The following is a 23,632-nucleotide window of genomic DNA, read 5'->3' on the forward strand; positions in this document are numbered from 1 at the left end:
GGCTCGCTCCCACAGAGGAATGCATTCCAAATGTGGGAGCGAGCCTGCTCGCGAAGGGGCCGGGCCTGCCTGACACAGCCCTTTGAAACAATGTTAAACAGGGATTTTCCGTCTACCTTGTAGGATTCTGCGACAGCTTGGCGTTTGGTGATCCGGGAGCTGGCACGTATGATGCTTCACAAACTTCCGCAGATTAGAAGCCTATGTCCCTGATAGTTCTACTGCTTCTGCCTTTTTTAGGCAGCTGTCTGGCAGCGGTGCTGCCACACAACGCGCGTAACACCGAATCGCTGCTGGCTGGCCTGGTTGCCCTGATCGGCACCGTCCAGGTCGCCCTCCTGTACCCGCAAATCGCCCATGGCGGCGTGATCCGCGAAGAATTCTTCTGGCTGCCAAGCCTGGGCCTGAACTTCGTCCTGCGCATGGACGGTTTCGCCTGGCTGTTCTCGATGCTGGTGCTGGGCATCGGCACCCTGGTATCGCTGTACGCCCGCTACTACATGTCGCCCGACGATCCGGTGCCGCGCTTCTTCGCGTTTTTCCTGGCGTTCATGGGCGCCATGCTCGGGCTGGTGATCTCCGGCAACCTCATTCAAATCGTGTTTTTCTGGGAGCTGACCAGCCTCTTCTCATTCCTGTTGATCGGCTACTGGCACCATCGTGCCGATGCGCGGCGCGGCGCCTACATGGCGCTGATGGTCACCGGGGCCGGCGGTTTGTGCCTGCTGGCGGGGGTCATGCTGCTTGGCCATGTCGTCGGCAGCTATGACCTGGACAAGGTCCTGGCCGCCGGCGATCTGATTCGCGCACACGCCCTCTACCCCATCCTGCTGCCCCTGATCCTGATCGGCGCCCTGAGCAAAAGCGCGCAATTTCCCTTCCACTTCTGGCTCCCCCACGCCATGGCCGCGCCGACACCGGTCTCGGCCTATCTGCACTCGGCGACCATGGTCAAGGCCGGGGTGTTCCTGCTGGCCAGGTTATGGCCGTCGCTGTCCGGCAGCGAAGAATGGTTCTACATCGTCAGCGGCGCCGGGGCCTGCACCCTGTTGCTCGGCGCTTATTGCGCCATGTTCCAGAACGACCTCAAGGGCCTGCTGGCCTATTCGACCATCAGCCACCTGGGCCTGATCACCCTGCTATTGGGCCTGAACAGTCCGCTGGCGGCCGTGGCGGCGGTGTTTCATATTCTCAACCACGCCACCTTCAAGGCCTCGCTGTTCATGGCCGCCGGGATCATCGACCACGAAAGCGGCACCCGGGACATTCGCCGGCTCAATGGCCTGTTCAAGCTGATTCCGTTCACCGCCACCCTGGCCATGGTCGCCAGTGCCTCCATGGCCGGCGTTCCACTGCTCAACGGTTTTCTATCGAAAGAGATGTTCTTCGCCGAAACGGTGTTCATCAACGCCACGGCCTGGATCGAAGCGACCCTGCCGATCGTCGCGACCATCGCCGGGACCTTCAGCGTCGCCTACTCCCTGCGCTTCACCGTGGATGTGTTTTTCGGCCCGACCGCCACCGACCTGCCGCACACCCCGCACGAACCGCCACGCTGGATGCGCGCGCCCGTCGAGCTGTTGGTGTTCACCTGCCTGGTGGTGGGGATCTTCCCGGCGCAAGTAGTCGGCCCGTTGCTCGCCGCAGCCGCGCTGCCGGTGGTGGGTGGAACGCTGCCCGAATACAGCCTGGCCATCTGGCACGGCATGAACGCGCCGATGATCATGAGCCTGATCGCCATGTCCGGCGGCATCGTGCTGTACCTGCTGCTGCGCAAGCAGCTCAAGCGCGGACGCTTCCACTACCCGCCGCTGATTGGTCGCTTCAACGGCAAGCGCCTGTTCGAACGCAGCCTGGTGATCAAGATGCGCCTGGCCCGTCGCCTGGAACGACTCATCAGCACCCGGCGCCTGCAAACCCAGCTGTTCCTGATGGTGCTCGCCGCCGTGCTGGCCGGGTTGATCCCGATGCTGCACAGCAGCCTGCACTGGGGCGACCGACCGAAGATTCCGGGCTCGATCGTGTTCGTCATCCTGTGGCTGCTGGCGATTGCCTGTGCGCTGGGCGCTGCGTATCAAGCCAAGTACCACCGTCTCGCCGCCCTGACCATGGTCAGCGTCTGCGGCCTGATGACGTGCGTGACCTTCGTCTGGTTCTCGGCGCCGGACCTGGCCCTGACGCAACTGGTGGTCGAAGTGGTGACCACGGTCCTGATCCTGCTGGGCCTGCGCTGGCTGCCACGACGGATCGAAGAGGTGTCGCCATTACCGAGCAGCCTGCGCAAGGCACGTATCCGTCGCATCCGCGACTTGCTGCTGTCGGCCGTGGTCGGCGGCGGCATGGCGTTGCTCGCCTACGCGATGCTGACGCGGCAGACGCCGAACGATATTTCCTCCTTCTACCTGAGTCGCGCCTTGCCCGAGGGCGGCGGCAGCAACGTGGTCAACGTGATGCTGGTGGACTTCCGCGGCTTCGACACCCTCGGTGAAATCACCGTGCTGGTGGCGGTGGCCCTGACGGTGTTCGCCCTGCTGCGTCGTTTCCGCCCGCCGAAAGAAAGCCTGCAGTTGCCGGCCCAGCAACGCTTGCTTGCGCCCGACGTGGTCACCGACCTGGTCAACCCGCGTCACGCCAGCGACACCGCGCTCGGCTTCATGATGGTCCCGGCGGCGCTGGTGCGCCTGCTGTTGCCGATTGCCCTGGTGGTGTCGTTCTACCTGTTCATGCGCGGGCATAACCAGCCGGGCGGCGGTTTCGTCGCGGGGCTGGTGATGTCGGTGGCGTTCATCCTGCAATACATGGTGGCCGGCACCCAGTGGGTCGAGGCCCAGATGAGCCTGCGACCGCTGCGCTGGATGAGCACCGGTCTGCTGTTCGCCACGGTCACCGGCATCGGCGCGATGGCGGCCGGTTATCCGTTCCTGACCACCCACACCTGGCATTTCAACCTGCCGGTGCTGGGTGACATTCACCTGGCCAGCGCGTTGTTCTTTGATGTCGGCGTGTACGCGGTGGTGGTCGGTTCGACGCTGCTGATCCTTACGGCCCTCGCCCACCAATCGGTCCGGGGCCACAAGACCGCTGCCCAGCCCAAACCCGTCATCATCAAGGAGGCCGTCTGATGGAAGAAGTCATCGCAATCGCCATCGGCGCCCTGGCCGCGTCCGGCGTCTGGCTGATCCTGCGCCCTCGGACATTCCAGGTGGTGATGGGCCTGTGCCTGCTGTCCTATGGCGTCAACCTGTTCATCTTCAGCATGGGCAGCCTGTTCATCGGCAAGGAGCCGATCATCAAGGACGGCGTACCGCAGGACCTGTTGCACTACACCGACCCGCTACCCCAGGCCCTGGTGTTGACCGCAATCGTCATCAGCTTCGCCATGACCGCGCTGTTCCTGGTGGTCTTGCTGGCCTCACGGGGCCTGACCGGCACCGACCATGTGGATGGCCGGGAGCCTAAAGAATGAATGCGATGACGCACCTGATCGCGGCACCGATCCTGCTGCCGCTGCTGACCGCCGCCATCATGCTGATGCTCGGCGAGAAACACCGGCCGCTCAAAGCCAAGATCAACCTGTTCTCCAGCCTGCTGGGGCTCGGCATCTCCGTCTTACTGCTGCAATGGACGCAAACCACCGGCGTGCCCGGCTCCATCGGCGTGTACCTGCCGGGCAACTGGCAGGTGCCGTTCGGCCTGGTGCTGGTGGTCGATCGCCTGTCGGCGCTGATGCTGGTGCTGACCGGGATCATCGGCGTCAGCGCCCTGCTGTTCGCCATGGCCCGGTGGGACAGTGCCGGATCGAGTTTCCACGCGCTGTTCCAGATTCAACTGATGGGCCTGTATGGCGCGTTCCTGACTGCGGACCTGTTCAACCTGTTCGTGTTCTTCGAAGTGCTGCTGGCCGCCTCCTATGGCCTGATGCTGCACGGCTCGGGCCGGGCGCGGGTGTCGTCGGGGTTGCATTACATCTCGATCAACCTCCTGGCCTCGACCCTGTTCCTGATCGGCGCGGCGCTGATCTACGGCGTCACCGGCACCCTGAACATGGCCGACCTGGCACTGAAAATCCCGCTGGTGCCGGAGGCCGATCGCGGACTGCTGCATGCCGGCGCGGGCATCCTGGCGGTGGCGTTCCTGGCCAAGGCCGGGATGTGGCCGCTGAACTTCTGGCTGGTGCCCGCCTACTCTTCGGCGAGCGCACCGGTGGCGGCGATCTTCGCGATCATGACCAAGGTCGGCGTCTATACCTTCCTGCGTCTGTGGACCCTGCTGTTTTCCGGCCAGGCCGGGGCCTCGGCGTATTTCGGTGGTGACTGGCTGATCTACGGCGGCATGGCCACCATCGTCTGCGCGGCCGTGGCAATCCTTGCCGCACAACGCCTGGAACGCATGGCCAGCCTCAGCATTCTGGTGTCGGCGGGGATCCTGCTGTCGGCCATCGGTTTCGCCCAACCCAACCTGATTGGCGCAGCGCTGTTTTATCTGGTCAGCTCGACCCTGGCCTTGAGCGCGTTGTTCCTGCTGGCCGAGTTGATCGAACGTTCACGTTCGGCCAGCGAAGTCCCGCTGGAAGATGAAAACGAGATGTTGCCGCGACCGCTGGAATCGTCGGCGCCGGTCAAGGGCATCAACCTCGACGACGACCAGAAAGCCGTGGTCGGCCAGGTGATTCCCTGGACCATGGCCTTTCTCGGCTTGAGCTTCATCGCCTGCACACTGCTGATCGTCGGCATGCCGCCGCTCTCCGGGTTCATCGGCAAGCTCGGCCTGCTCAGCGCCCTGCTCAACCCGCTGGGCCTGGGCAATGGCAGTGACGCGCCGGTTTCGAACGCGGCGTGGGGCTTGCTGGCGTTGCTGATCCTTTCCGGGCTGGCGTCATTGGTGGCCTTTTCGCGCCTGGGCATCCAGCGTTTCTGGACACCGGCAGAGCGACCATCCCCCGTATTGCGTCGCCTGGAATGCGTGCCGATCTTCGTCCTGCTGGGCCTGAGCATCGCGCTGACCTTCAAGGCCGAACCGCTGTTGCGCTATACCCAGGCCGCCGCCGATGCCTTGAACAACCCGCAGCAATATGTGATGGCCGTGCTCGGCACCCGCGCCGTACCCAGTCCCGAAGCCCGGGCCGCGCTGCTGGAGGTGCAACCATGAAGCGTCTGTTCCCCGCGCCGTGGCTGTCGCTGGCCCTGTGGTTGCTGTGGCTGGTGCTGAACCTGTCGATGAGCCCCGGCAACCTGCTGCTGGGCGCCGCGCTGGGTTTCTGCGCGCCGCTGATGATGCGCAAGCTGCGCCCGCTGCCGATCCGCATCCGCCGGCCGGGGGTGATCCTGCGCCTGTTCCTGGTGGTCGGTCGCGATGTGCTGGTGTCCAACCTCGCCGTGGCCTGGGGCGTGCTCAATGCCGGCCGCCGCCCGCCGCGTTCGCGGTTCATCAAGGTGCCGCTGGACCTGCGCGACGCCAATGGCCTGGCGACGCTGTCGATGATCTGCACCGTGGTGCCCGGCACGGTCTGGTCGGAACTGGCGCTGGACCGCAGCATCCTGTTGCTGCACGTCTTCGATCTGGATGACGAAGCGTCGTTCATCGAGCACTTCAAGGCGACCTACGAGCGCCCGTTGATGGAGATATTCGAATGAGCGACCTGCTGTCGAACGCAATCGTGCTGAGCCTGTTCCTGTTTTCCGTGGCGATGATCCTGACCCTGATCCGCCTGTTCAAGGGGCCGTCGGCCCAGGACCGGGTACTGGCGCTGGACTACCTGTACATCATCGCCATGCTGATGATGCTGGCCCTGGGCATTCGCTATGCCAGTGATACCTACTTCGAGGCGGCGCTGTTGATCGCGCTGTTCGGCTTCGTCGGCTCATTTGCCCTGGCGAAATTCCTGCTGCGCGGCGAGGTGATCGAATGAGCGCTGAACTGTCTTTGTGGGTGGAAATACCGGTGGCGATCCTGCTGGTGCTCAGCAGCCTGTTTGCGCTGATCGGCGCCATCGGCCTGGTGCGAATGAAGGATTACTTCCAGCGCATGCACCCGCCGGCCCTGGCCTCGACCCTGGGTGCCTGGTGCGTGGCGCTGGCGTCGATCATTTACTTCTCGGCGCTGAAGTCCACGCCCGTGCTGCATGCGTGGCTGATTCCGATCCTGCTGGCGATCACTGTGCCGGTGACCACACTGTTGCTGGCGCGGGCGGCGCTGTTCCGCAAGCGCATGGCCGGGGATGATGTGCCGGCGGAGGTCAGTAGCCGCAGGACGGAAACCCTGTAGGAGCGAGCCTGCTCGCGATGGTCGTCAACGATGACGCTGGAGGCCTGATTCCCCGCGGTGTTCTTGCGTCCATCGCGAGCAGGCTCGCGCCTACAGTTACGGTATTTTCAAACCCAGGCCACTGCCAACAACCCCGCCCCCAACACCACACACAGCGGCGAATAAACCCAGGTATCCCACCGGGCAAACCTCGATCCCTTGATCTCCTTGAAAAACCCCACCAGCTCCGAATCGCCAATGGCCCGGGCGAACAGCAATATCGCTATCGCACTGATCATCCATTGCAACGCCCGATGTTGAATCTGCGGCAACCACCAGCCGACCCGCAAACACACCAGCACGGCGATCACCAGCAAGGCCGCGGCGACCAGCAAGGTGATCCAGCCTTGCGGCTCAAAAGCCGGATGCAACTGCACACCGCCCTCCATCGGCACCTGCGGCACGGCGGCCACGGCCGCCCATTCACCACCCAATGCCCAATACACGTGTACCAAACTGATCGCTGCAAATATCGTCACCAGCCATTGAGCCAACGCAAAGGTCATGGTTGAAGATCCTTGAAAGAGATTTGGACAGAATTATCCTAGTCGGCATTTTTTGACGTGCACGACCGGTCGGCGGAGGAGTAAAGTGCCGCCCCATGAAATGCTCCCGCACCAATCGCTCACTGCTGGCATGGACGCTCTATTGCTGCGTCCTGTTCAATGTGTTCGCCTGCAGCATCGGTCACGGGCAGATGGTCGGAATGCAGCTCAATGGTCTCGGTGGCCAGTTCTGTGCGGTTGACCCGGCCACCCAGGCACCGGTGTCGAAGCCCTCCTCCGAAGACCAGTTGCCGACACTCTCCAAGGCTTTCGGCTGTCCTTTGTGCTCCAGCGGTGGCATGGGCCCCGCGTTCAACTCCAGCCTGACCCTGGCGATCCTCCCCGAGCAACACAGCCCGCCATTGGCGCCGATTGCCAGTGCCGACCTCCCTGCCCGCTTCATCTGGCCTTCGGCCAATCCGCGCGCGCCGCCGCTCGCCTGAATCTCTTCGCCTTTACCGATCAGCTCACTTCGCTTACGCGTGGCGTTTGCCTGTGCGCTGTTTGCTAACCAGGAATTCAGGATTCATTGATGAAACACGTCCCTTTATTGGCCAGCCTGTTCGGCTGCCTGTCCGTTAACGCCTGGGCACAATCCACGGTCGATCTGGCCCCGATCACCATTGATGGCGAGCAAGACGCCGCCCCCGGTCTCAACATCGACCAGTCCAGCGGCATGGCCTCGCGCCTGGGCCTGAGCGTGCGGGAAACCCCGGCCTCGGTGGCCATCGCCAACCGCAACGACATCGAGCGCCATGGCGCCCAGAACTTCCAGGACGCCGCCAACACCCTGCCCGGGGTGAATGCCAGCGCACCGCCGGGCTTCGGCGGCTTCGTTTCGTACCGGGGTTTCACCAGCAGCCAGATCACCCAGATGTTCAACGGCGTGAACGTCTCCGGCGGACTGGCACGGCCGGTGGATGCGTGGATTTATGATCGGGTGGAACTGGTCGGCGGTCCATCATCGCTGATCAATGGCGCCGGCTCCGTGGGCGGTTCGCTGAACTATGTGACCAAACTGGCCACCCGTGATGAGCAGGCACTGGAAGGCTGGGTCAGCTACGGCACCTATGACACCACCGAAACCGCCTTCGGCCTGAATCACGCACTGAGCGAGGCCGGCGCGGACGTCCAGCATTACGCGCGCCTCGACGTCAGCCACAACACTGGCAACGGTTACATCGACCGCCAGGAACGCGATGCCTGGAGCGTGGCATTCTCGTTGCTCAGCGACCTGACGCCAAACCTGTCCCACACCCTGGCCCTGGAATACCAGGACGAGCACGAGGACAGTCCCTACTGGGGCACCCCGGTGCTCAATCCCAAGGCCGGGGAACTGAAAATCGACAAACACAACCGCTTCAACAACTACAACGTCGAGGACGGCCGTTACGAACAACGCACGATCTGGGTGCGTTCGATCATCGACTACCGGATCAACGACAGCACCACCCTGCGCAACATGCTTTACCACCTCGACAGCCAGCGCGACTACCGCAACCTGGAAACCTACCAGTACAACGCCGACAACAGCGCGGTGAACCGTTCCACGGCGTATCAGGTGCGGCATCAGGGCGAACAGAACGGCAACCAGTTCGAACTGCGGCACGACAACGCCTTGCTGGGGCTGGCGACGACCTGGTCTGGCGGTTTCGAGTACAAGGTCAACCAGACCACCAACTCGCCGCTGAACGTCAAGGGCGCCAGCACCGTCGATCCTGACCACTATGAGCCGGGACACTTCTACGACATTCCGGGGACGCAACCGGGCTTCATCAGTGACAAGACCAACGAAGTCACCACCAAGGCTTTGTTTGTCGAGAATCGCCTGATGCTCACCGACAAACTGTCGCTGCTCACCGGGCTGCGCTATGACGACATCGACCTCGACGTGACCAACCACCGCGTCGTAACCGCGAGCAATCCGCGGCACCTCAAGCGCAGCTGGGAGCCGGTGACCGGGCGGGTCGGCCTGACGTATCAGGTCCTGCCCTCGGCGAATGTCTACGCGCAATACAGTACGGCGGCCGAGCAACCCAATGGCACGCAAGACTTCGACGTATCCACCGGCAAGCAATGGGAGGTCGGCAGCAAGTTCGACTATCTGGACGGCCGAGGCACGGCGACGGTGGCGGCGTACACCATTGTACGCAAGGACTTCGCGGTGACCGATCCGCTGGACCCGACCCTGAGCATTCCGGTGGGCCAGCAAACCTCCAACGGCATCGAAGTGGCCAGTTCACTGCGGGTCACTGACAAGCTGCTGGTGGAAGGCAACTTTGCCTGGGTCGACGCCCAGTACGACGAATTCACTGAAAAAAACGCGGCCGGCCAGGTGGTTTCACGCAAGGGCAACACGCCGACCAACGTGCCGGACCGGGTGGGCAATCTGTGGCTGACCTATGATTTCGCGCCGCAATGGCAAGGAGGGTTGGATGCACGCTACGTGGCGTCGGTGTTTGCCGACAGCGCCAACACCATGACCGTGCCGTCGTACACCCTGTTCGGTTCGTTTCTCAGCTACAAGGTTGATCGGCACACCACCGTTACTGGCCGGGTGCGCAACCTGACCAATGAGGTGTATGCCGAGTTTGCGCATGTGTCGCCGGCGTACTATTTGGGTACGCCGCGGACCTTCGAGTTGGCAGTGCAGACAAGATTCTAAGAGCTTCGCGAGCAGGCTCGCTCCCACATTGGGTTTGTGGCGTTCACAGATCTCGTGTGGGAGCGAGCCTGCTCGCGAAGGCGGCCTCTCATTCACCGCATCACTTCAATTCGGCAGACACCTTGTCCGCCACATCCCCAGGCACCCAGGCTTTCCACACATCCGGGTGCTTCTTCATGAAATCCTCCGCTGCCTGACGCGGCGGGGTGTGTTTTTCGCTCATGTCGGCCAGCGCCTTGTTCAACGGATCGATGGGGAAATCGACCTTGGCGAAGAACTCGGCAATCTGCGGATACTGCTTCTGGAACGGCGTGGACACGCCAATGGACAATTTCGAAGGCAGCGACCGGGTGGGTTTCGGGTTCGGGTTATCCGCGTCGGTCAGGGTTTTCCAGGCTTCGGCGTCGAATGGCGGCTCTTCCAGCTGAATCAGTTTGAAGCGGCCGAGCAACGGCGTGGGCGACCAGTAATAGAACAACACCGGTTTGTTACGGCGTATCGACGAGCTGATCTCGGCATCCAGCGCCGCCCCCGAGCCGCTGCGGAAATTCACGTAGCTGTCGTCCAGTCCGTACGCTTTCAGCTTTTGTTTGTTGACCACTTCCGAGGTCCAGCCGATGGGACTGTTGAGGAAGCGCCCCTTGTTCGGCGCTTCCGGGTCCTTGAACACGTCCTTGTATTTGGGCAGATCGCTGACACTGCGCAGGTCAGGCGCCATCGGCTTGATGCCCTTGGCCGGGTCGCCCTTGATCACGTATTCCGGTACCCACCATCCTTCGGTGGCCCCCTTGACCGTATCGCCAAGCGCGACCACCTTGCCTTCGGCCTCGGCCTTGACCCACACCGGACTGCGCCCGGCCCACTCCTCGCCAATGACCTGAATGTCATTGTTGGCCAGTGCGGTTTCGAGGGTGATGGTGGTGCCCGGCAACGTGTCGGTGGGCAGGCCGTAGCCCTTCTCGACAATGATCCGCAGGATATCGGTGATCAGGCTGCCGCTTTCCCAGTTCAGGTCGGCGAAATGGATCGGCGCCTGGGCGGCCAGCACCGGAACGGGGGACATAAACAACCCGCAAGTGGCCAGGACAGCAGCCAGCAACCGTCGAAAACCTTTCATGCTTTTGCACCTCGTGCTGTTCACAGCAATAGCAGGATGGCCAGGCAGAAGACCGCAAAGCCTCTGAAACTTCAGTCAATTGACTGTAGTAGAGGTTCCTGCTTTCGAGGGATTCGGATTAATTTTCGGAAGTTTCCTGCAAGCGCACCAGCTCTCGTCGAACCATGCTGGCGTATTCCGCTGGCCGCAATGTGTAGATCTGTGCCGCCACCCAATTCAGCCAGCCTCCCTGCAGAACGGCCTTCTGCTCGAACAGCCGCAGGGCCTCGGTCTGGGCGCTGGCCTGGTTCTGTTGGTGGAAATCGGCGCGGGTCAGACTCATTACTCGCTGGCCTTGAACGTCACCAGTTCACCTTTGCGCCACTTGGCAGCCTTGGCGGTCACGGCCTTGAGCGTCTTGGTCAGGCCTTCCTGCAACTGCTGGTGGGCGGCAAACACCGTCACTGCGCTGTGACCTTCCTTGAACACGATCGCCTCACCATCGGCAGTGCTCACGAAGGCGTAGTCGCCCAGGCCGTAGACCGTCATTTTGATTTCGCGGAACTTGATTTCCAATTTGCCGCCTTCGCGGCTGGGCAAGACCGAAGCGCTGAAATGGTCGCCGACCTTGAGTTTGAGACCCGGCTTGTCGTCTACCACCAGCGCCGATTCGGTGTCGATCTCGGCGACGTAGATGCCTTCGGCGTTCTGCTCGGTGATGTAAACGAAACGTGACTGAAATTGTTTGACCAGCTTTGCGCGCAAATCACCCAGCACGAACAAAGCATGCATATCGAGATTACTTACTGCCAAGGAACCATCCCCACATCTGAAAATGAAGCCGCACGCATGGAAAGCGCACAGCCGAAAAAAGCGGCAATGCCGAAGGTGAAGCCAAATAAACCCGGGTCGAGTCCTGTATGAGCAGAGGGCTCATCTATCACAAGGCTTGAGCAGACTACTGGACGCCGCTCGCCTCGTCCTGCCTGGCTTTCGTCAAAGGTTGAAGGAAAACGCCCTTCTTACGGCCAGAGAAAATACGGACTATCAACTACAGGGAAAAAACTCTTAAAAAAAAGCACTTTTCTGACATATCGCCAGCCAAAAATTGCTTTAGATAAACATCAATCACCCACCAGTGAGGGTGATTCTAGAGCAGCCATGCTCGCCGAGACTACCCATAACGACGTACATACGTCGGTAAAACAACGAAAAGGACTTCACATGTGCACGTTGACTCACTTCATTCATCCCTTGGCAACGCCATCGATTCCCCATTCGCAAGGGTTCCCGAACGCTGAACCGCAACCCCAATGCCCTGTCTTCCCGAGATTTCAGGTGATATTGGCCGGGAATGCCTTCTTCCATATCAAAGAAACTTCCACCGGGCATGTAAGAGGTTTCCGCGCCAATCACAACGAAGCCTGCGCCCTCGCCCGCTCGCTTGAGTCACGTATTTGACACTACACGCCTCGCTGGTACATGGAGACGTTTCATCCTGCCGACCACTTAACTCAGCCGCAAACAAGCAACTGCTGCCATACTGCCCGACCAATCAAGGCGTCCCACCCCGGTGGGACGTCAATGAAAACAACAATATATTTCCAAGGGAAGGCTGCTACGTGACGGAATTTGATATCGGCGAGTTTTTTATCCGGGGCGAAGCCAGGGAGGTCGACGGCGAATTTCAGGCCGTGATCGTCATGCGCGCCAAGCCACCGCTGAAAACCGTGACCTGGCACCAGGTCGAGAAAGACCGCTGGTTCAAGTCCCTGGACATCGCCGCCCTCGCGGCCATGGAGTCGGCGAAAGAACTCAAGGCGGCTGTCGATGCCGGTGCATTGAAAGCCTGAGGGTCAGGTTTGCGGTCTATGCTCACTCCTGCATTCGAACAGTGTTTTTGAACGCTTGAAGCCTGGCTCCCATCAGAAGAGATGGAGCCATAGCTCAAACCTCGAGCCCAATTCGCCCCTGCCAGGAGATGACCATGGAATCACCGACCCACGACTTGAAAGGTTTGTTCGATCAGCTTGGCCTGGACTCCACCCAGAACGCTATCGACGATTTCATTGCCAGCCATTCACCCCTGCCCGACAACAAGAAGCTCATCGATGCCGAGTTCTGGACCCCGCAACAGGCGGGCTTCCTCAAGGAACAACTGCGTGAAGACGCCGACTGGGCGCGGGTGGTCGACGACCTGAACCTGCGCATGCACCAGCTGCACTGACCCCTGGTTCAATGCAGGCTGTCTGGGGATTCTGCGTTCAATTGCGCTAACCAGGCAGCCTTGCACTCTTCCGCTTCATCGCGACTGGAGAATGCCGTGCCCCGGCGTTCGCCGTTCAACAGCACCACCCAGCACACACTCTGCCCCAAGGCTCGCAAACTGGCGGGCACACCACTGCCAATCATGACGGCGACATCGACTCTGCTTTGCATCTTGCCCTTCGAACTCCGTTAGCAACCTAACTATATGGCTAGGGTAACGAGTCCGCGGGCGGGGAAACAGCGCGGCTTTGTACAGCTTCGTTGCCGAAGCCGTAACAATCGATGGGTTTTGGGCCTCATTCGCTGTGGGAGCGAGCCTGCTCGCGAAGGCCCCCTGAACAACTGCAATGGCCGGGAGTTTTCGCGAGCAGGCTCGCTCCCACAAGGAGATTGGCGGCTGGAGAATCCACCACTACCGAACCGTCTGCGGCTTGTACCCCAACCGCAACCCACCCCAATGCCGCCCCTTGATCATGATCGGCACCGAAAGATCGTGCATCAGTTCACCGGTGTCGCGGGTGTACGTCTGCAGCAGCACCGCCTGCTGGTGGCTGCCACAGCGGATTCCGGTGCGGTCGGCGAATTTGCGTTTGGTGCGGTTTTGCAGGGTATCGACCTGCACATCACCGGTCAGCGGTTGGCTGAAGACGTTGTTGTGGGTCGGCACGTAACCCTGCTGGGTGCAGGCAATGGCGAACACCAGGCCTTCATGACACGGCAGCAGGGGTTCCTGGATCGCCGGCAAGACCTGATCGGTGTAGCGGTCGAAACGCGTCTGGTACTTGGCCGGACTGGTATCGGGAATCGTTTGGTAATTGCGGTCGAACAGGTCGTCGAGGCTGATCCGGCCCGCGTCGATGTCCGCTTCGAAGCGCGCCGCGATCTGGCTGGCGCCCTGGCGGGCCAGGTCATAGATCCGCTGGTGATAGTCATCCAGGCCGACTTCGGCCAGACGCTCGCTGATGGTTTCGGCCTGCCCTTCCATCTGCACCGCGGCCTCGGCCAGGCGCCGGGTCTGTTGATCGCTGATGGCCAGGTCACTGCGCATCTGTTCGATGGCGTGGAACAGGCTGTCGAGTTGTTCACGATTGGTCTCGGCACCGCGGGCGATTTCCCCGACCTGGGTTTCGACACTGGCCGCCAGACGGGCAATGTTTTCCAGGTGCTGACCGGTGTGCTCGACCTGCTCGACGCCGATGTCGAGATCACTCGACAGTTGGCGAATCTGCTCCACCACTTGCGCGGTGCGTTGCTGAATATCGGCGACCATCTCGCCGACTTCGCCGGTCGCCGTCGCCGTGCGCGCGGCGAGACCGCGCACCTCGTCAGCCACCACCGCAAAGCCGCGACCGTGCTCCCCGGCCCGCGCCGCTTCAATCGCCGCGTTCAAGGCCAGCAGATTGGTCTGGCTGGCGATGGATTGGATCACCAGGGTCACGCGCTGGATATCGTCACTGCGCTGGCTCAAGGCTTCGATCAATTCACGGCTGTTGTTGGCCCGTTGGCTGAGTTGGTGCATCCGCGCAATCGACTCGATCAACTCGGTCCGCCCGACCGCACCACTGCGATGCGCCTCACTCGCCGCGCCCAGGGCTTCACGACTGAGGGTCGAGGTGGCCTGTTCGGTGGCGATCATGACTTCGGCATTGCTGACGATCTGTGCCGCCGCACCGAGTTGCGATTGAAGCTTGTCGGCCAGCTGCTTGACCGAAAAGGCCACGCCGGCGGCGGACAGGGCGTTATGACTGGTGGTATGGGAAAGATCGCGCGTCAATGCAGCGATGGCGCCGGACGTATCGGCGGGTGCGGCCTCAACGGGCGCACGCGAACGCAGGCGAGGCAGCCAGATAATCAACACGGCCACTGGCAGGCCAAGGTAAAGCGACCAACCGCCGAGCGTCATGCCACACAGCAACAGCATCAGGGCGATGCTTTGCAGCGTGGGTGTCAGCCAGCGATTTTTCGGCAAAAGCACTGGCGCAGGCACCGCCACCAGAGAGCTCTCTCTCGTCATCGTAGTCACCCCGAAAATCTTCTAATTGTTGTCTTCGCATTAAGCGCCACCAAAAAGCCATTATCCATAAGCCTTTAGTCGCGGGGTTGCAGCAGATCAATAGAAGATTTCTCGGACGACAAAAAGCATCGCGGGCAAGCCCGCTCCAACAGGATTCACGATGATCCTGTGGGAGCGGGCTTGCCCGCGATGGGCGCGCTGACGAATCAGGCCTGACGCTGGTGCTTGTCGATCTGCTCGTGGCGCTCTTGAGCTTCGATGCAGTACTTGGTGGTCGGGCTGATCAGCAGGCGCTTGAGGCCGATCGGCTCGCCGCTGTCGTCGCACCAGCCGAAGCTGTCTTCCTTGATGCGTTCCAGCGCTTGTTCCAACTGAGGCAGCATGCGCTGGTCGCGATCGATGGCGTTTACCAGCCAGGTGCGCTCTTCTTCGACCGAAGCCGCGTCAGCCGGGTCGGCCGGGGTGTCCAGGCTTTCGATGGCGATGCGGTTCTGCTCGATGCGCTCATGGGTTTCGACTTTCATGTTCTGCAACAGCTTGGAGAAAAAAGCATGTTGCTCGGCATTCATGTAGTCATCCGCCGGCATGGCCAGCAACTTGTCCTTTGTCATTGATATCTCTATAAAAAAACGTGCATTAAGGCGAATAAGGGAGCGTTCCGGCAGACCTGTGCAGGTCATCGGAAAGGCGCCGTTTGTTCCAAGCGCCACCCGGCACTCAATTTACGAGGGGCGGCAGTCTAAGGCCGACTTGAGGCCTCAGCAACTGAAAAGACAGCGAATTTGTCCGACAAGGCCTCGAAAATGCGCTATGGCAGGCATCCAGGCGGATATCGGAGTGCGTTTATAGCAAGAAATTCAATCGAGCGGAGCTATATAGAAGACAAACGGCTGGGCAGCAGGCCCTGTTTGCAGGCCGTGCAGGCTCGGCTAAGGTTGTACCTCCCGAAATGGCAAACTCAAGGAGCGGTTAAATGAAGCTGATCGGCATGCTGGATTCGCCCTATGTGCGACGCGTCGCCATTTCCGCCAAACGCCTGGGCATTGCCCTGGCGCACGAATCGGTCTCGGTGTTCAGGACGTTTGAGCAATTTCAACAGATCAACCCCGTGGTCAAGGCACCCACCCTGGTCCTGGATGACGGTGAGGTGTTGATGGACTCCACGCTGATCATCGATTACCTGGAAGCACTGGCCGGCCCGGAGCGCAGCCTGATGCCCGCAGACATCGATCAACGCCTGCGTGCATTGCGCCTGATCGGCCTGGCGTTGGCGGCGAGCGAAAAATCGGTGCAGCTTTATTACGAGCGCAACCTGCGGCCGGAGGAAATCCAGTATCAACCTTGGGTTGAGCGGGTCGAGGGGCAATTGGCGGCAGCGTATTCGGCGCTGGAACGGGAACTGGAAAAACAGCCGCTGAAAACCGATGGGTTGATTGATCAGGCGGGGATCACCCTGGCGGTGGCGTGGAGTTTTACCAACTATGTGGTGCCGGATCAGGTATCGACCGCGCAATTTCCGAGGATCGCGGCGTTCACTGACTATGCCGAGGGGCTTGAGGTGTTTGTCAGTACTCCGATCGACTGACAGCCTTGTGAAACTGAGCGGGCCTCTTCGCGAGCAGGCTCGCTCCTACAGTAAACCGCACTCCCCTGTGGGAGCGAGCCTGCTCGCGAAGACGGAATGACAGTCAGCATCAATTTATGAATTAACCCCAAACCTATAAACGCCGCTTCTACCCAAGGCGGAAGCGGCGCAAACATCAGTGCATGAACAACGCAATCAAAATAATGATCGGGATCGGCACGCCAAGAAAGAACAGCAGTAATGAACGCATGATGATTCTCCTGGTTTATCGAACAGGTGGGGTGGTCACGTAGGTGTCGGTTTCCAGATACACCACGGCATCCCGACGACGACCGCCGAACGTAGCGGCGAGGCTGGCGAAAAACGCACCGGCCAACAGCGCAACGAACATCCACAAGGTGGTCCAGGCGGCGACTTTGGCGGCGGTGTCGGCCGCTTGTTGCGCCGCCAGTTTCGCGTCGGCCACGGCTTTTTGCGTGCGGGCATAGACTTCATCGACACGACGCTCCGCGTCCGCCTGGGTGAGGTTGGTTCGCTGCGCCACCAGTTGGGCCAGGTAGGCGCGATCTTCAGCCGCCAGTTGACCTCCTTCGTTGCTCAGTGAGCGCACGAAGATCCGGGTCACCGTGGCTCGGGCGGCATCATCGTTGACGTCGGCCGGACGGTCATCGCGAAACAGGCTGTCGATGTAGTAACCGTACTGATCACTGTCGGTGTTGGCAGCCGCCGTACCGGCCACTTGCGTCATGGCGCTGGCGGCACCGCCTGCGACCTGCGCCCCGGCCTGAACACCGCCACTGACGATGCTACTGACCGAGCCGGCCACCAGCGTGGCCGTGACCAGCGTCGCCACGCACCAGGCCAGAAAGCCATGGGCGGTGTCGCGGAAATAGACTTCATCGCCATGCAGGTAAGCCCACTTCACCCGCAGCCGGCCGGCGATGTAGCCACCCAGTCCGGAGGCGACAATCTGTGTGAAGGCCAGCCAGACAATCGTCGAGATACCCAACCCTTTGGCACTCACGCCTTCGTTGGCCCACGGCGATACCGCGGAAAAACCCAGGCCAAAACCCAGCAGCACCAACACCAGCGACAACGCTGCAGCAGCCGCGGCCCCGGCGAAAATCGCGCCCCACGACACCCCGGAGAGCGTGGTCGATTCATCTATGGCGGGATAGAAACCATCAGAGGATCTATTCATCGTTGTATCGCTCCAGGCAGAAAGATGGTGTTACAACTCTTCAAAGTTGTGATTGCACCTGGCGTGCCAGTCGCGGATTTTCAATAAAACGCTGTATTTCATCGGGTTACAAAGTTTGAACTTCCCCGACCCATGCAATCTGCAAGGAATGGCTATGCTCAGCGGGTTTTATGCATTGAGCGGTGCTCAGGCAGTCCATGAACTTTTATTTAGAAAGCCGGCGACCATTTCTTGGCAAAATGTTGCTCAACGTTATGAACACATCATCAGGCCAACTCCATGACCCGCATCCTGACCATCGAAGACGACGCCGTGACCGCCCGGGAAATTGTCGCCGAATTGAGCAGCCACGGCCTCGACGTCGACTGGGTCGACAACGGGCGCGAGGGGCTGGAACGTGCCGTCAGCGGCAACTATGACCTGATCACCCTCGACCGTATGCTGCCTGAGCTTGATGGCCTGGCCATTGTCACCACCCTGCGGACCATGGGCGTGGCCACGCCCATCCTGATGATCAGCGCCCTCTCCGATGTCGACGAACGTGTGCGCGGCTTGCGTGCCGGGGGCGATGATTACCTGACCAAACCCTTCGCCACCGATGAGATGGCCGCCCGGGTCGAAGTCCTGTTGCGCCGCCAGAACACCGTCACCGCCCAGGCCACCACCCTGCGAGTCGCGGACCTGGAGCTGAACCTGATCAGCCACGAAGCCAGCCGCGACGGCCAATTGCTGACCCTGCTGCCCACCGAATACAAACTGCTGGAATTCCTGATGCGCAACACCGGGCAAATCCTGTCGCGGATGATGATTTTCGAAGAGGTCTGGGGTTATCACTTCGACCCCGGCACCAACCTGATCGATGTACACATTGGCCGCCTGCGCAAAAAAATCGACCCACCTGGCAATGTCCCGTTGATTCGAACCGTACGAGGCTCGGGTTATGTCATTGCCGAACCCGTCTAAAGGCTGGCGTTCTTCCAGCAGTCGCCTGCTGGCGCTCTACAGTGCGTTGTTCGTGGCCTGGAGCGGGATTCTCATGGGGGTCATGTATTACGAGGTGTCCGCCTACCTGGACAACCTGGCGAAGCATTCGCTGATGCAACGCCAGCACCTGTTTTCGCATTTCCAGGGCGAACAACTGTCCGACGCCCTTGCCGTCAGCATGACCTTCGACATTCGCGGCATCGACGCCTATGGCCTGTTCGATGCCGAGCATCGTTACCTCAGCGGAGCCCTGCGCCACATCCCCAGGGGCCTGCCGCTGGACGGCAAGATCCACATGCTCAACGACTGCGCCGGCTACGACGACCCGACCCTGCCCGCCGACAGCTGCGACGCGGTGGCCACCCAGACCAAGGACGGGCGCTGGCTGGTACTGGTGCGTGACAACGGCTCGTTGTTCGCCGTGACCCGGATCATCCTCCACGCCTTGTTCTGGGGTGTGACCCTGACCATTTTGCCGGGCATCGTCGGCTGGCACTTGCTGCGCCGTCGGCCGTTGCAGCGCATTCGCGGGATTCAGGCCAGCGCCGAAGCCATCGTCGCCGGTGACCTGACCCGACGCCTGCCGCTGTCCAACCGCCGCGACGAACTGGACATGCTCGCCGCCATCGTCAACGCCATGCTCGAGCGCATCGAGCGCCTGATGCACGAGGTCAAGGGCGTGTGCGACAACATCGCCCATGACTTGCGCACGCCGCTGACCCGCCTGCGCGCGCAGCTTTATCGCATGCAGCAACAGGCCGGCGAAGGTTCGACGGAGGCGGCGCAACTGGATCTGGTGCTGGGCGAGGCCGACACCTTGATGGCGCGTTTTCGCGGCTTGCTGCGGATTTCCGAGCTGGAGGATCGTCAGCGTCGTTCCGGTTTCGTGCAGCTCGATCCGGTGTCGCTGCTGCAGGAACTGCATGAGTTTTACCTGCCGTTGGCCGAGGACGATGGCCTCACGTTTGAACTGCAACTGCCCGCGTCGTTGCCGTCGCTCAATGGCGATCGCGCCTTGCTGTTTGAAGCGGTGGCGAACCTGCTCAGCAACTCGATCAAATTCACCCCGCCCGGTGGCCAGGTGATTTTGCGTGGGGTCAATGAGAACGGACATACCCGCATCGAAGTGCTCGACTCCGGTCCCGGTATTCCAGAGTCTGAACGGGTGGCGGTGTTCCAGCGCTTCTATCGCGCCGAGGCCGGCAATCTGAAAAGCGGCTTCGGGCTGGGGCTGTCGATCGTCGCGGCGATTGTCAGCCTGCACGGGTTCAGGCTTGAGGTGGGCACGAGTGAGTTGGGTGGGGCGCGGTTGGTGCTCGATTGTCGGGAGAGTTTGATTCCTCCGACCTGACATAAAACCTGTGGGAGCGAGCCTGTGTGGCGAGGGGATTTAGCGAAACGTCGCACCGTCCCGCTCGGCTGCGAAGCAGTCGCAGAACCAGACAACTCGGTATGCCTGAAGGAATGCTGGGGCCGCTTCGCACCCCAACGGGGATAAATCCCCTCGCCACAGGCCGCTCCCACAGGAGGATTGATGGTGTTTGTCAGGCCGGGTAGTTGGCCCGCAGAGCCTCCAGCCCACCCTGATAAATGCCGGTAAACAACGCCACCACTTCCTCCTCACTCACCCCTACCGGCTCAAACCGACCGGACCAGGTCACCCGGGCCCCCTGCCCCTGCGCTTCCACACGAATCGTCGCCAGGTAGTCAGAGGCCGGAAACGGCGCCTGCAAGATCGAGTAGCTGTAGGTTTTGCCGTCATTGTCGAACGCTTGCAGACGCTCGATCACCACCCCGCCGTCCGCCGTTTGCAGGCTGCGCACGCGTCCGCCTTCGCTCAGTTCGCTCTTGGGAATGAAGGGCAGCCAGTCCGGCAGCGAGTTGAAGCCGCCGATCAATTGCCAGACCTGATCGGCCGAGGCCGGGATGTCGATGGATGCTGAGGTTGTTGCCATGAAAAATAATCTCCAGATTCAAAAAGGTTCAGATGGCCAGGCTGTCGACGACGCCGCCGTCGACCCGCAGGGCGGCGCCGGTGGTGGCCGAGGACAGCGGTGACGCGATGTACGCCACCAGGTTCGCCACCTCCTCGACCTCCGCCACACGCTGGATGATCGAGCTCGGCCGGGCCTTGCGCACGAACGCATCGGCCTCTTCCCGGACGCTGCGTCCGGAGGCGGCGATGGCATCCTTGAGCATTTCCTCCACACCGTCGGTGAGGGTCGGACCCGGCAGGATCGAGTTGACTGTCACCCCAGTACCCGCCAGGCGTTTGGCCAGGCCATGGGACACCGCCAGGTTGGCGCTTTTGGTCACGCCGTAGTTGATCATCTCGGCGGGAATCGCCACACCGGATTCCGAAGACAGGAAAATCACCCGGCCCCAGCCCTGCTTGACCATGTCGGGCACGTAATGCCGGGCCAGGCGCACACCGGAGATCACGTTGACTTCATAGAAGCGCGTCCACTCGCTGTCCGGGGTCTCGAAGAAGTCCACATCGTTGTAGATCCCGAGGTTGTTCACCAGGACGTCAGCGCGGGGTTCGGCGGCGAACAATTTCTGCGCGCCTTCGGCGGTGCCCAGGTCCGCGGTCAAGCCGCGCAACTGTGCACCCGGTACGCTCTGGCGAATGCTCGCCAGGGCCTGCTCGACCTTGGCCGTGTCGCGGCCGATCACCACCACCGTGGCGCCGGATTCGGCCAGCGCCTTGCTGATGCCCAGACCAATGCCGGCGGTGCTGCCGCTGACAATCGCCAGTTTTCCACTCAGATCGATTTTCATGCTCAAGCTCCAATAATGGGCAATGGGGCGCGTTCGGACACCAGCTTCGCGTCACGCAATGCCTGCCAGAAGGCTGTGGGAATCACCGCCGACAACGCGGCGACATCTTCGGCTATCCGATCGGGACGGCTGGCACCTGGAATCACCGCCGCCACCGCCGGATTGGCCAACGAGAACTGCAACGCAGCCGCTTTGATATCGACGCCATGGGCGGCGGCGATACGTTTGATGTGCTCGACTTTACTGATGATCGCCGGGCTGGCCTTCTGGTACTCGAAGTGCGCGCCACCGGCGAGAATGCCCGAGCTGTAAGGGCCGCCGACCACGATTTCAACGTTTTGCGCCAGTGCTGCGTCCATCAGGCGCTGCAAGGCGCGGTCGTGATCGAGCAGCGTGTAGCGACCGGCCAGGAGAAAACCGTCCGGCTGCGCTTCGCTCAGGTCCAGGGTCAGTTCGCACGGCTCAACCTTGTTCACCCCCAGGCCCCAGCCCTTGATCACGCCTTCTTCACGCAGCCGGGTCAGGACTTTGAAAGCGCCGGTGCGTGCCTGATTGAAGTATTCCAGCCATTGATCACCGTAGAAGTCCTGGGCGATGTCATGCACCCAAACGATGTCCAGGCGATCAGTCTGCAGGCGCTTGAGGCTGTCTTCGATCGAACGCATCGTCGCGTCGGCGCTGTAGTCGTTGACGATCTTGTTCGGGCGACCGTGTTCGAACACCCCGCTCTTTTCGCCCAGATCACGGGCGGCGGCGTCTTCGACTTCGTCGAGAATCACCCGGCCGACCTTGCTGCTGAGCACGTAGTCGTCGCGCTTGTAGCGGGACAGTGCCTCGCCGAGGCGGATCTCCGACAGGCCCGAACCGTAGAACGGCGCGGTATCGAAGTAACGCACGCCGGCATCCCAGGCGGCGTGGACGGTGGCTTGCGCTTCCTCTTCAGGAATGGCGCGGAACATGTTGCCCAGGGGTGCTGTACCGAAACCCAGTGCGCCAGGCAGTTTGTCTTTCAAGCTCATGATTCAAATCCTCATCAGTTCAGTGGTCAGGTGACCGTTGAGCAGATCCTAGATTGCGACCATCGGACCGTCCAAGACATAATGCGCAGCACTTGAGTCCCTAGAGGTCTGACATGATCGACATCCGTCAATTGCGCTACTTCGTCGCCGTCGCCGAGGAAGAACACGTCGGTCGCGCCGCCGAACGCCTGCACATTTCCCAGTCGCCCCTGAGCCGGCAGATCGCCCAGCTCGAAGAACGCCTGGGCCTGACTCTGTTCGAGCGCAGCCAGCAACGCATCCGCCTGACCCGCGACGGCCAGACCTTCCTCGCTGAAACCCGTGCTCTACTGACCCACGCCAATCGCCTGGAATCCCTGGGCAAACGCCTCGGTCGCGGCGAAGAAGGCGGCCTGTGCATCGGCTACATCGAAAACGCCATGCATGCCGGCGTCCTGCCCAATGCCTTGCGTGTGCTGCGCAGCGATCGGCCGAACGTGCACGTGGCGCTGTACAACCTGAGCTCCGCCGAACAACTCGAAGGTCTGCGACAGCGTAGTCTGGATATCGCGCTGGTCAGTGAACCTCCGACCGATGACGACCCCGACTTGCTGGGTTTTCAGGTGCTGGACGACCCGATGCTGCTGGCCCTGCCCGAACATCACCCGCTGGCCCGGCGGAAAACACTGGTCGCGGCCGACCTGGCCGATCAGGAATGGATTGGTGTGCAGCATCGCCAGAACGCCAGTTGCCACGACGATTTCGTCAGCGCCTGCATCCGCGCCGGCTTCACCCCGGACATTCGCATGGAAGCCACAGAACCGTTCACGGCATTGGGATTGGTGGCGTCGGGACTGGGGATCGCGATGATTCAGAAAGGCCTGAGCCGAAACGCACCACCGGGGGTGGTGCTGCGGGAAGTGCCGTGGATCTCCTTCACCACACCGCTGTGGGCAGCGTGGCACCGGATCAATCTGCGGCCGCTGGTGGAGACATTCAGGAAGGTGCTGACGGAACCGGAGCCGGTTCCGGCCTAGTGCACACATCCCTGTGGGAGCGAGCCTGCTCGCGAAGGCGGAGTGTCAGGCGACATTATTTTTGTCTGTTAAACCGCTTTCGCGAGCAGGCTCGCTCTCACAGAGGATGTGTGTCGTACATAAGATTTGTATTCGCTGAAGATCAAATGTGGGAG

At 61.3% G+C, this 23,632-nt stretch carries 26 protein-coding genes; 15 read left to right on the forward strand and 11 right to left on the reverse strand.

The window, feature by feature from the left end; translation table 11 throughout:
* Positions 1-203: 203 nt before the first annotated feature.
* From HNQ83_RS28135 to HNQ83_RS28160, 6 genes are read left to right on the forward strand one after another with little or no spacing between them, the layout of a single operon-like run.
* On the forward strand, positions 204-3,122 hold the full coding sequence (locus HNQ83_RS28135) for a monovalent cation/H+ antiporter subunit A (RefSeq protein WP_175392113.1): 2,919 nt from the start codon (positions 204-206) through the stop codon (positions 3,120-3,122).
* Positions 3,122-3,466 carry a Na+/H+ antiporter subunit C gene (locus tag HNQ83_RS28140; protein ID WP_095196030.1) on the forward strand — a complete coding sequence of 115 codons (345 nt, stop codon included), beginning with the start codon at positions 3,122-3,124 and terminating at the stop codon, positions 3,464-3,466. Before HNQ83_RS28135 ends, HNQ83_RS28140 begins: the two co-directional genes overlap by 1 nt.
* Positions 3,463-5,148, forward strand: coding sequence for a monovalent cation/H+ antiporter subunit D (locus HNQ83_RS28145; protein WP_175392114.1), 1,686 nt, complete (start codon positions 3,463-3,465; stop codon positions 5,146-5,148). Before HNQ83_RS28140 ends, HNQ83_RS28145 begins: the two co-directional genes overlap by 4 nt.
* Positions 5,145-5,633: a Na+/H+ antiporter subunit E gene (locus tag HNQ83_RS28150; protein ID WP_175392115.1), complete on the forward strand. Its 489-nt coding sequence runs from the start codon at positions 5,145-5,147 to the stop codon at positions 5,631-5,633. Before HNQ83_RS28145 ends, HNQ83_RS28150 begins: the two co-directional genes overlap by 4 nt.
* Positions 5,630-5,908 carry a K+/H+ antiporter subunit F gene (locus HNQ83_RS28155; protein WP_175392116.1) on the forward strand — a complete coding sequence of 93 codons (279 nt, stop codon included), beginning with the start codon at positions 5,630-5,632 and terminating at the stop codon, positions 5,906-5,908. Before HNQ83_RS28150 ends, HNQ83_RS28155 begins: the two co-directional genes overlap by 4 nt.
* Positions 5,905-6,264, forward strand: coding sequence for a Na+/H+ antiporter subunit G (locus tag HNQ83_RS28160; RefSeq protein WP_175392117.1), 360 nt, complete (start codon positions 5,905-5,907; stop codon positions 6,262-6,264). Before HNQ83_RS28155 ends, HNQ83_RS28160 begins: the two co-directional genes overlap by 4 nt.
* Positions 6,265-6,371: 107 nt before the next feature.
* Here the strand turns inward: HNQ83_RS28160 and HNQ83_RS28165 are convergent, their stop codons facing one another.
* Positions 6,372-6,809 carry a DUF3995 domain-containing protein gene (locus HNQ83_RS28165; RefSeq protein WP_175392118.1) on the reverse strand — a complete coding sequence of 146 codons (438 nt, stop codon included), beginning with the start codon at positions 6,807-6,809 and terminating at the stop codon, positions 6,372-6,374.
* A gap of 95 nt (positions 6,810-6,904) precedes the next feature.
* Here HNQ83_RS28165 and HNQ83_RS28170 point away from each other — a divergent pair, with 95 nt between their 5' ends.
* Together HNQ83_RS28170 and HNQ83_RS28175 are read left to right on the forward strand one after the other, a co-directional pair.
* Positions 6,905-7,291: a DUF2946 domain-containing protein gene (locus HNQ83_RS28170; protein WP_175392119.1), complete on the forward strand. Its 387-nt coding sequence runs from the start codon at positions 6,905-6,907 to the stop codon at positions 7,289-7,291.
* 89 nt (positions 7,292-7,380) lie between these two features.
* Positions 7,381-9,513, forward strand: coding sequence for a TonB-dependent siderophore receptor (locus HNQ83_RS28175; RefSeq protein ID WP_175392120.1), 2,133 nt, complete (start codon positions 7,381-7,383; stop codon positions 9,511-9,513).
* A gap of 100 nt (positions 9,514-9,613) precedes the next feature.
* Here the strand turns inward: HNQ83_RS28175 and HNQ83_RS28180 are convergent, their stop codons facing one another.
* The 3 genes from HNQ83_RS28180 to HNQ83_RS28190 form a co-directional block, all read right to left on the reverse strand.
* Positions 9,614-10,630 (reverse strand): ABC transporter substrate-binding protein, encoded by a 1,017-nt coding sequence (locus HNQ83_RS28180; protein ID WP_175392121.1) that lies wholly within the window; start codon positions 10,628-10,630, stop codon positions 9,614-9,616.
* A 118-nt stretch (positions 10,631-10,748) separates the two neighbouring features.
* Positions 10,749-10,952, reverse strand: a complete 204-nt coding sequence (locus HNQ83_RS28185; RefSeq protein ID WP_175392122.1) for a hypothetical protein — start codon at positions 10,950-10,952, stop codon at positions 10,749-10,751.
* A complete protein-coding gene (locus HNQ83_RS28190) occupies positions 10,952-11,401 on the reverse strand; it encodes a hypothetical protein (RefSeq protein WP_175392123.1) in 450 nt (149 codons plus the stop codon). The genes HNQ83_RS28185 and HNQ83_RS28190 overlap by 1 nt, the downstream gene beginning before the upstream one ends.
* A gap of 432 nt (positions 11,402-11,833) precedes the next feature.
* Between HNQ83_RS28190 and HNQ83_RS31370 the strand changes: the two genes are divergently transcribed.
* The 3 genes from HNQ83_RS31370 (at position 11,834) to HNQ83_RS28200 (ending at position 12,836) form a co-directional block, all read left to right on the forward strand.
* Positions 11,834-12,070, forward strand: coding sequence for a hypothetical protein (locus HNQ83_RS31370; protein ID WP_256669287.1), 237 nt, complete (start codon positions 11,834-11,836; stop codon positions 12,068-12,070).
* A 161-nt stretch (positions 12,071-12,231) separates the two neighbouring features.
* Positions 12,232-12,462, forward strand: coding sequence for a hypothetical protein (locus HNQ83_RS28195; RefSeq protein WP_175392124.1), 231 nt, complete (start codon positions 12,232-12,234; stop codon positions 12,460-12,462).
* 134 nt (positions 12,463-12,596) lie between these two features.
* Positions 12,597-12,836, forward strand: a complete 240-nt coding sequence (locus HNQ83_RS28200; protein WP_175392125.1) for a DUF2789 domain-containing protein — start codon at positions 12,597-12,599, stop codon at positions 12,834-12,836.
* 8 nt (positions 12,837-12,844) lie between these two features.
* Here the strand turns inward: HNQ83_RS28200 and HNQ83_RS28205 are convergent, their stop codons facing one another.
* From HNQ83_RS28205 to HNQ83_RS28215, 3 genes are all read right to left on the reverse strand, one after another.
* Positions 12,845-13,048 carry a hypothetical protein gene (locus HNQ83_RS28205; RefSeq protein ID WP_175392126.1) on the reverse strand — a complete coding sequence of 68 codons (204 nt, stop codon included), beginning with the start codon at positions 13,046-13,048 and terminating at the stop codon, positions 12,845-12,847.
* 241 nt (positions 13,049-13,289) lie between these two features.
* Complete coding sequence (locus HNQ83_RS28210; protein WP_175392127.1) at positions 13,290-14,891, reverse strand: methyl-accepting chemotaxis protein; 1,602 nt, start codon at positions 14,889-14,891, stop codon at positions 13,290-13,292.
* Positions 14,892-15,097: 206 nt separating this feature from the next.
* The gene (locus HNQ83_RS28215) at positions 15,098-15,502 is read right to left on the reverse strand and encodes a TraR/DksA C4-type zinc finger protein (RefSeq protein WP_175392128.1); all 405 of its coding nucleotides are present in this window, start codon (positions 15,500-15,502) and stop codon (positions 15,098-15,100) included.
* Between the two features lie 362 nt (positions 15,503-15,864).
* On the opposite strand from HNQ83_RS28215, the gene HNQ83_RS28220 reads away from it, so the two are divergent.
* On the forward strand, positions 15,865-16,476 hold the full coding sequence (locus HNQ83_RS28220) for a glutathione S-transferase (RefSeq protein WP_175392129.1): 612 nt from the start codon (positions 15,865-15,867) through the stop codon (positions 16,474-16,476).
* 265 nt (positions 16,477-16,741) lie between these two features.
* On the opposite strand, the gene HNQ83_RS28225 is transcribed toward HNQ83_RS28220, so the two are convergent.
* Complete coding sequence (locus HNQ83_RS28225; RefSeq protein ID WP_175392130.1) at positions 16,742-17,677, reverse strand: hypothetical protein; 936 nt, start codon at positions 17,675-17,677, stop codon at positions 16,742-16,744.
* Positions 17,678-17,956: 279 nt separating this feature from the next.
* Between HNQ83_RS28225 and HNQ83_RS28230 the strand changes: the two genes are divergently transcribed.
* Together HNQ83_RS28230 and HNQ83_RS28235 are read left to right on the forward strand one after the other, a co-directional pair.
* On the forward strand, positions 17,957-18,640 hold the full coding sequence (locus HNQ83_RS28230) for a response regulator transcription factor (RefSeq protein WP_020796732.1): 684 nt from the start codon (positions 17,957-17,959) through the stop codon (positions 18,638-18,640).
* The gene (locus tag HNQ83_RS28235; protein WP_175392131.1) at positions 18,618-20,012 is read left to right on the forward strand and encodes a HAMP domain-containing sensor histidine kinase; all 1,395 of its coding nucleotides are present in this window, start codon (positions 18,618-18,620) and stop codon (positions 20,010-20,012) included. Before HNQ83_RS28230 ends, HNQ83_RS28235 begins: the two co-directional genes overlap by 23 nt.
* Before the next feature lie 193 nt (positions 20,013-20,205).
* Here HNQ83_RS28235 and HNQ83_RS28240 read toward each other — a convergent pair whose 3' ends face one another.
* Genes HNQ83_RS28240 through HNQ83_RS28250 form a run of 3 tightly spaced genes read right to left on the reverse strand, consistent with a single transcriptional unit; the run spans position 20,206 to position 22,461 of the window.
* A complete protein-coding gene (locus tag HNQ83_RS28240; protein ID WP_175392132.1) occupies positions 20,206-20,616 on the reverse strand; it encodes an SRPBCC family protein in 411 nt (136 codons plus the stop codon).
* Between the two features lie 28 nt (positions 20,617-20,644).
* Complete coding sequence (locus HNQ83_RS28245) at positions 20,645-21,442, reverse strand: SDR family NAD(P)-dependent oxidoreductase (protein ID WP_175392133.1); 798 nt, start codon at positions 21,440-21,442, stop codon at positions 20,645-20,647.
* Between the two features lie 2 nt (positions 21,443-21,444).
* Positions 21,445-22,461 carry an aldo/keto reductase gene (locus HNQ83_RS28250; RefSeq protein WP_175392134.1) on the reverse strand — a complete coding sequence of 339 codons (1,017 nt, stop codon included), beginning with the start codon at positions 22,459-22,461 and terminating at the stop codon, positions 21,445-21,447.
* Positions 22,462-22,574: 113 nt separating this feature from the next.
* Between HNQ83_RS28250 and HNQ83_RS28255 the strand changes: the two genes are divergently transcribed.
* Complete coding sequence (locus HNQ83_RS28255; protein WP_175392135.1) at positions 22,575-23,477, forward strand: LysR substrate-binding domain-containing protein; 903 nt, start codon at positions 22,575-22,577, stop codon at positions 23,475-23,477.
* Positions 23,478-23,632: the final 155 nt, after the last annotated feature.

The sequence above is a fragment of the Pseudomonas sp. C2B4 genome (genome assembly GCF_013359695.1).
In the GTDB taxonomy this organism is placed as follows: domain Bacteria; phylum Pseudomonadota; class Gammaproteobacteria; order Pseudomonadales; family Pseudomonadaceae; genus Aquipseudomonas.

Coding starts and splice junctions, on each gene's coding strand:
- HNQ83_RS28135 (WP_175392113.1), top strand. CDS start 204: ATGTCCCTGATAGTTCTACTGCTTCTGCCTTTTTTAGGCAGCTGTCTG.
- HNQ83_RS28140 (WP_095196030.1), top strand. CDS start 3,122: ATGGAAGAAGTCATCGCAATCGCCATCGGCGCCCTGGCCGCGTCCGGC.
- HNQ83_RS28145 (WP_175392114.1), top strand. CDS start 3,463: ATGAATGCGATGACGCACCTGATCGCGGCACCGATCCTGCTGCCGCTG.
- HNQ83_RS28150 (WP_175392115.1), top strand. CDS start 5,145: ATGAAGCGTCTGTTCCCCGCGCCGTGGCTGTCGCTGGCCCTGTGGTTG.
- HNQ83_RS28155 (WP_175392116.1), top strand. CDS start 5,630: ATGAGCGACCTGCTGTCGAACGCAATCGTGCTGAGCCTGTTCCTGTTT.
- HNQ83_RS28160 (WP_175392117.1), top strand. CDS start 5,905: ATGAGCGCTGAACTGTCTTTGTGGGTGGAAATACCGGTGGCGATCCTG.
- HNQ83_RS28165 (WP_175392118.1), bottom strand. CDS start 6,809: ATGACCTTTGCGTTGGCTCAATGGCTGGTGACGATATTTGCAGCGATC.
- HNQ83_RS28170 (WP_175392119.1), top strand. CDS start 6,905: ATGAAATGCTCCCGCACCAATCGCTCACTGCTGGCATGGACGCTCTAT.
- HNQ83_RS28175 (WP_175392120.1), top strand. CDS start 7,381: ATGAAACACGTCCCTTTATTGGCCAGCCTGTTCGGCTGCCTGTCCGTT.
- HNQ83_RS28180 (WP_175392121.1), bottom strand. CDS start 10,630: ATGAAAGGTTTTCGACGGTTGCTGGCTGCTGTCCTGGCCACTTGCGGG.
- HNQ83_RS28185 (WP_175392122.1), bottom strand. CDS start 10,952: ATGAGTCTGACCCGCGCCGATTTCCACCAACAGAACCAGGCCAGCGCC.
- HNQ83_RS28190 (WP_175392123.1), bottom strand. CDS start 11,401: ATGCATGCTTTGTTCGTGCTGGGTGATTTGCGCGCAAAGCTGGTCAAA.
- HNQ83_RS31370 (WP_256669287.1), top strand. CDS start 11,834: ATGTGCACGTTGACTCACTTCATTCATCCCTTGGCAACGCCATCGATT.
- HNQ83_RS28200 (WP_175392125.1), top strand. CDS start 12,597: ATGGAATCACCGACCCACGACTTGAAAGGTTTGTTCGATCAGCTTGGC.
- HNQ83_RS28205 (WP_175392126.1), bottom strand. CDS start 13,048: ATGCAAAGCAGAGTCGATGTCGCCGTCATGATTGGCAGTGGTGTGCCC.
- HNQ83_RS28210 (WP_175392127.1), bottom strand. CDS start 14,891: ATGACGAGAGAGAGCTCTCTGGTGGCGGTGCCTGCGCCAGTGCTTTTG.
- HNQ83_RS28215 (WP_175392128.1), bottom strand. CDS start 15,502: ATGACAAAGGACAAGTTGCTGGCCATGCCGGCGGATGACTACATGAAT.
- HNQ83_RS28220 (WP_175392129.1), top strand. CDS start 15,865: ATGAAGCTGATCGGCATGCTGGATTCGCCCTATGTGCGACGCGTCGCC.
- HNQ83_RS28225 (WP_175392130.1), bottom strand. CDS start 17,677: ATGAATAGATCCTCTGATGGTTTCTATCCCGCCATAGATGAATCGACC.
- HNQ83_RS28230 (WP_020796732.1), top strand. CDS start 17,957: ATGACCCGCATCCTGACCATCGAAGACGACGCCGTGACCGCCCGGGAA.
- HNQ83_RS28235 (WP_175392131.1), top strand. CDS start 18,618: ATGTCATTGCCGAACCCGTCTAAAGGCTGGCGTTCTTCCAGCAGTCGC.
- HNQ83_RS28240 (WP_175392132.1), bottom strand. CDS start 20,616: ATGGCAACAACCTCAGCATCCATCGACATCCCGGCCTCGGCCGATCAG.
- HNQ83_RS28245 (WP_175392133.1), bottom strand. CDS start 21,442: ATGAAAATCGATCTGAGTGGAAAACTGGCGATTGTCAGCGGCAGCACC.
- HNQ83_RS28250 (WP_175392134.1), bottom strand. CDS start 22,461: ATGAGCTTGAAAGACAAACTGCCTGGCGCACTGGGTTTCGGTACAGCA.
- HNQ83_RS28255 (WP_175392135.1), top strand. CDS start 22,575: ATGATCGACATCCGTCAATTGCGCTACTTCGTCGCCGTCGCCGAGGAA.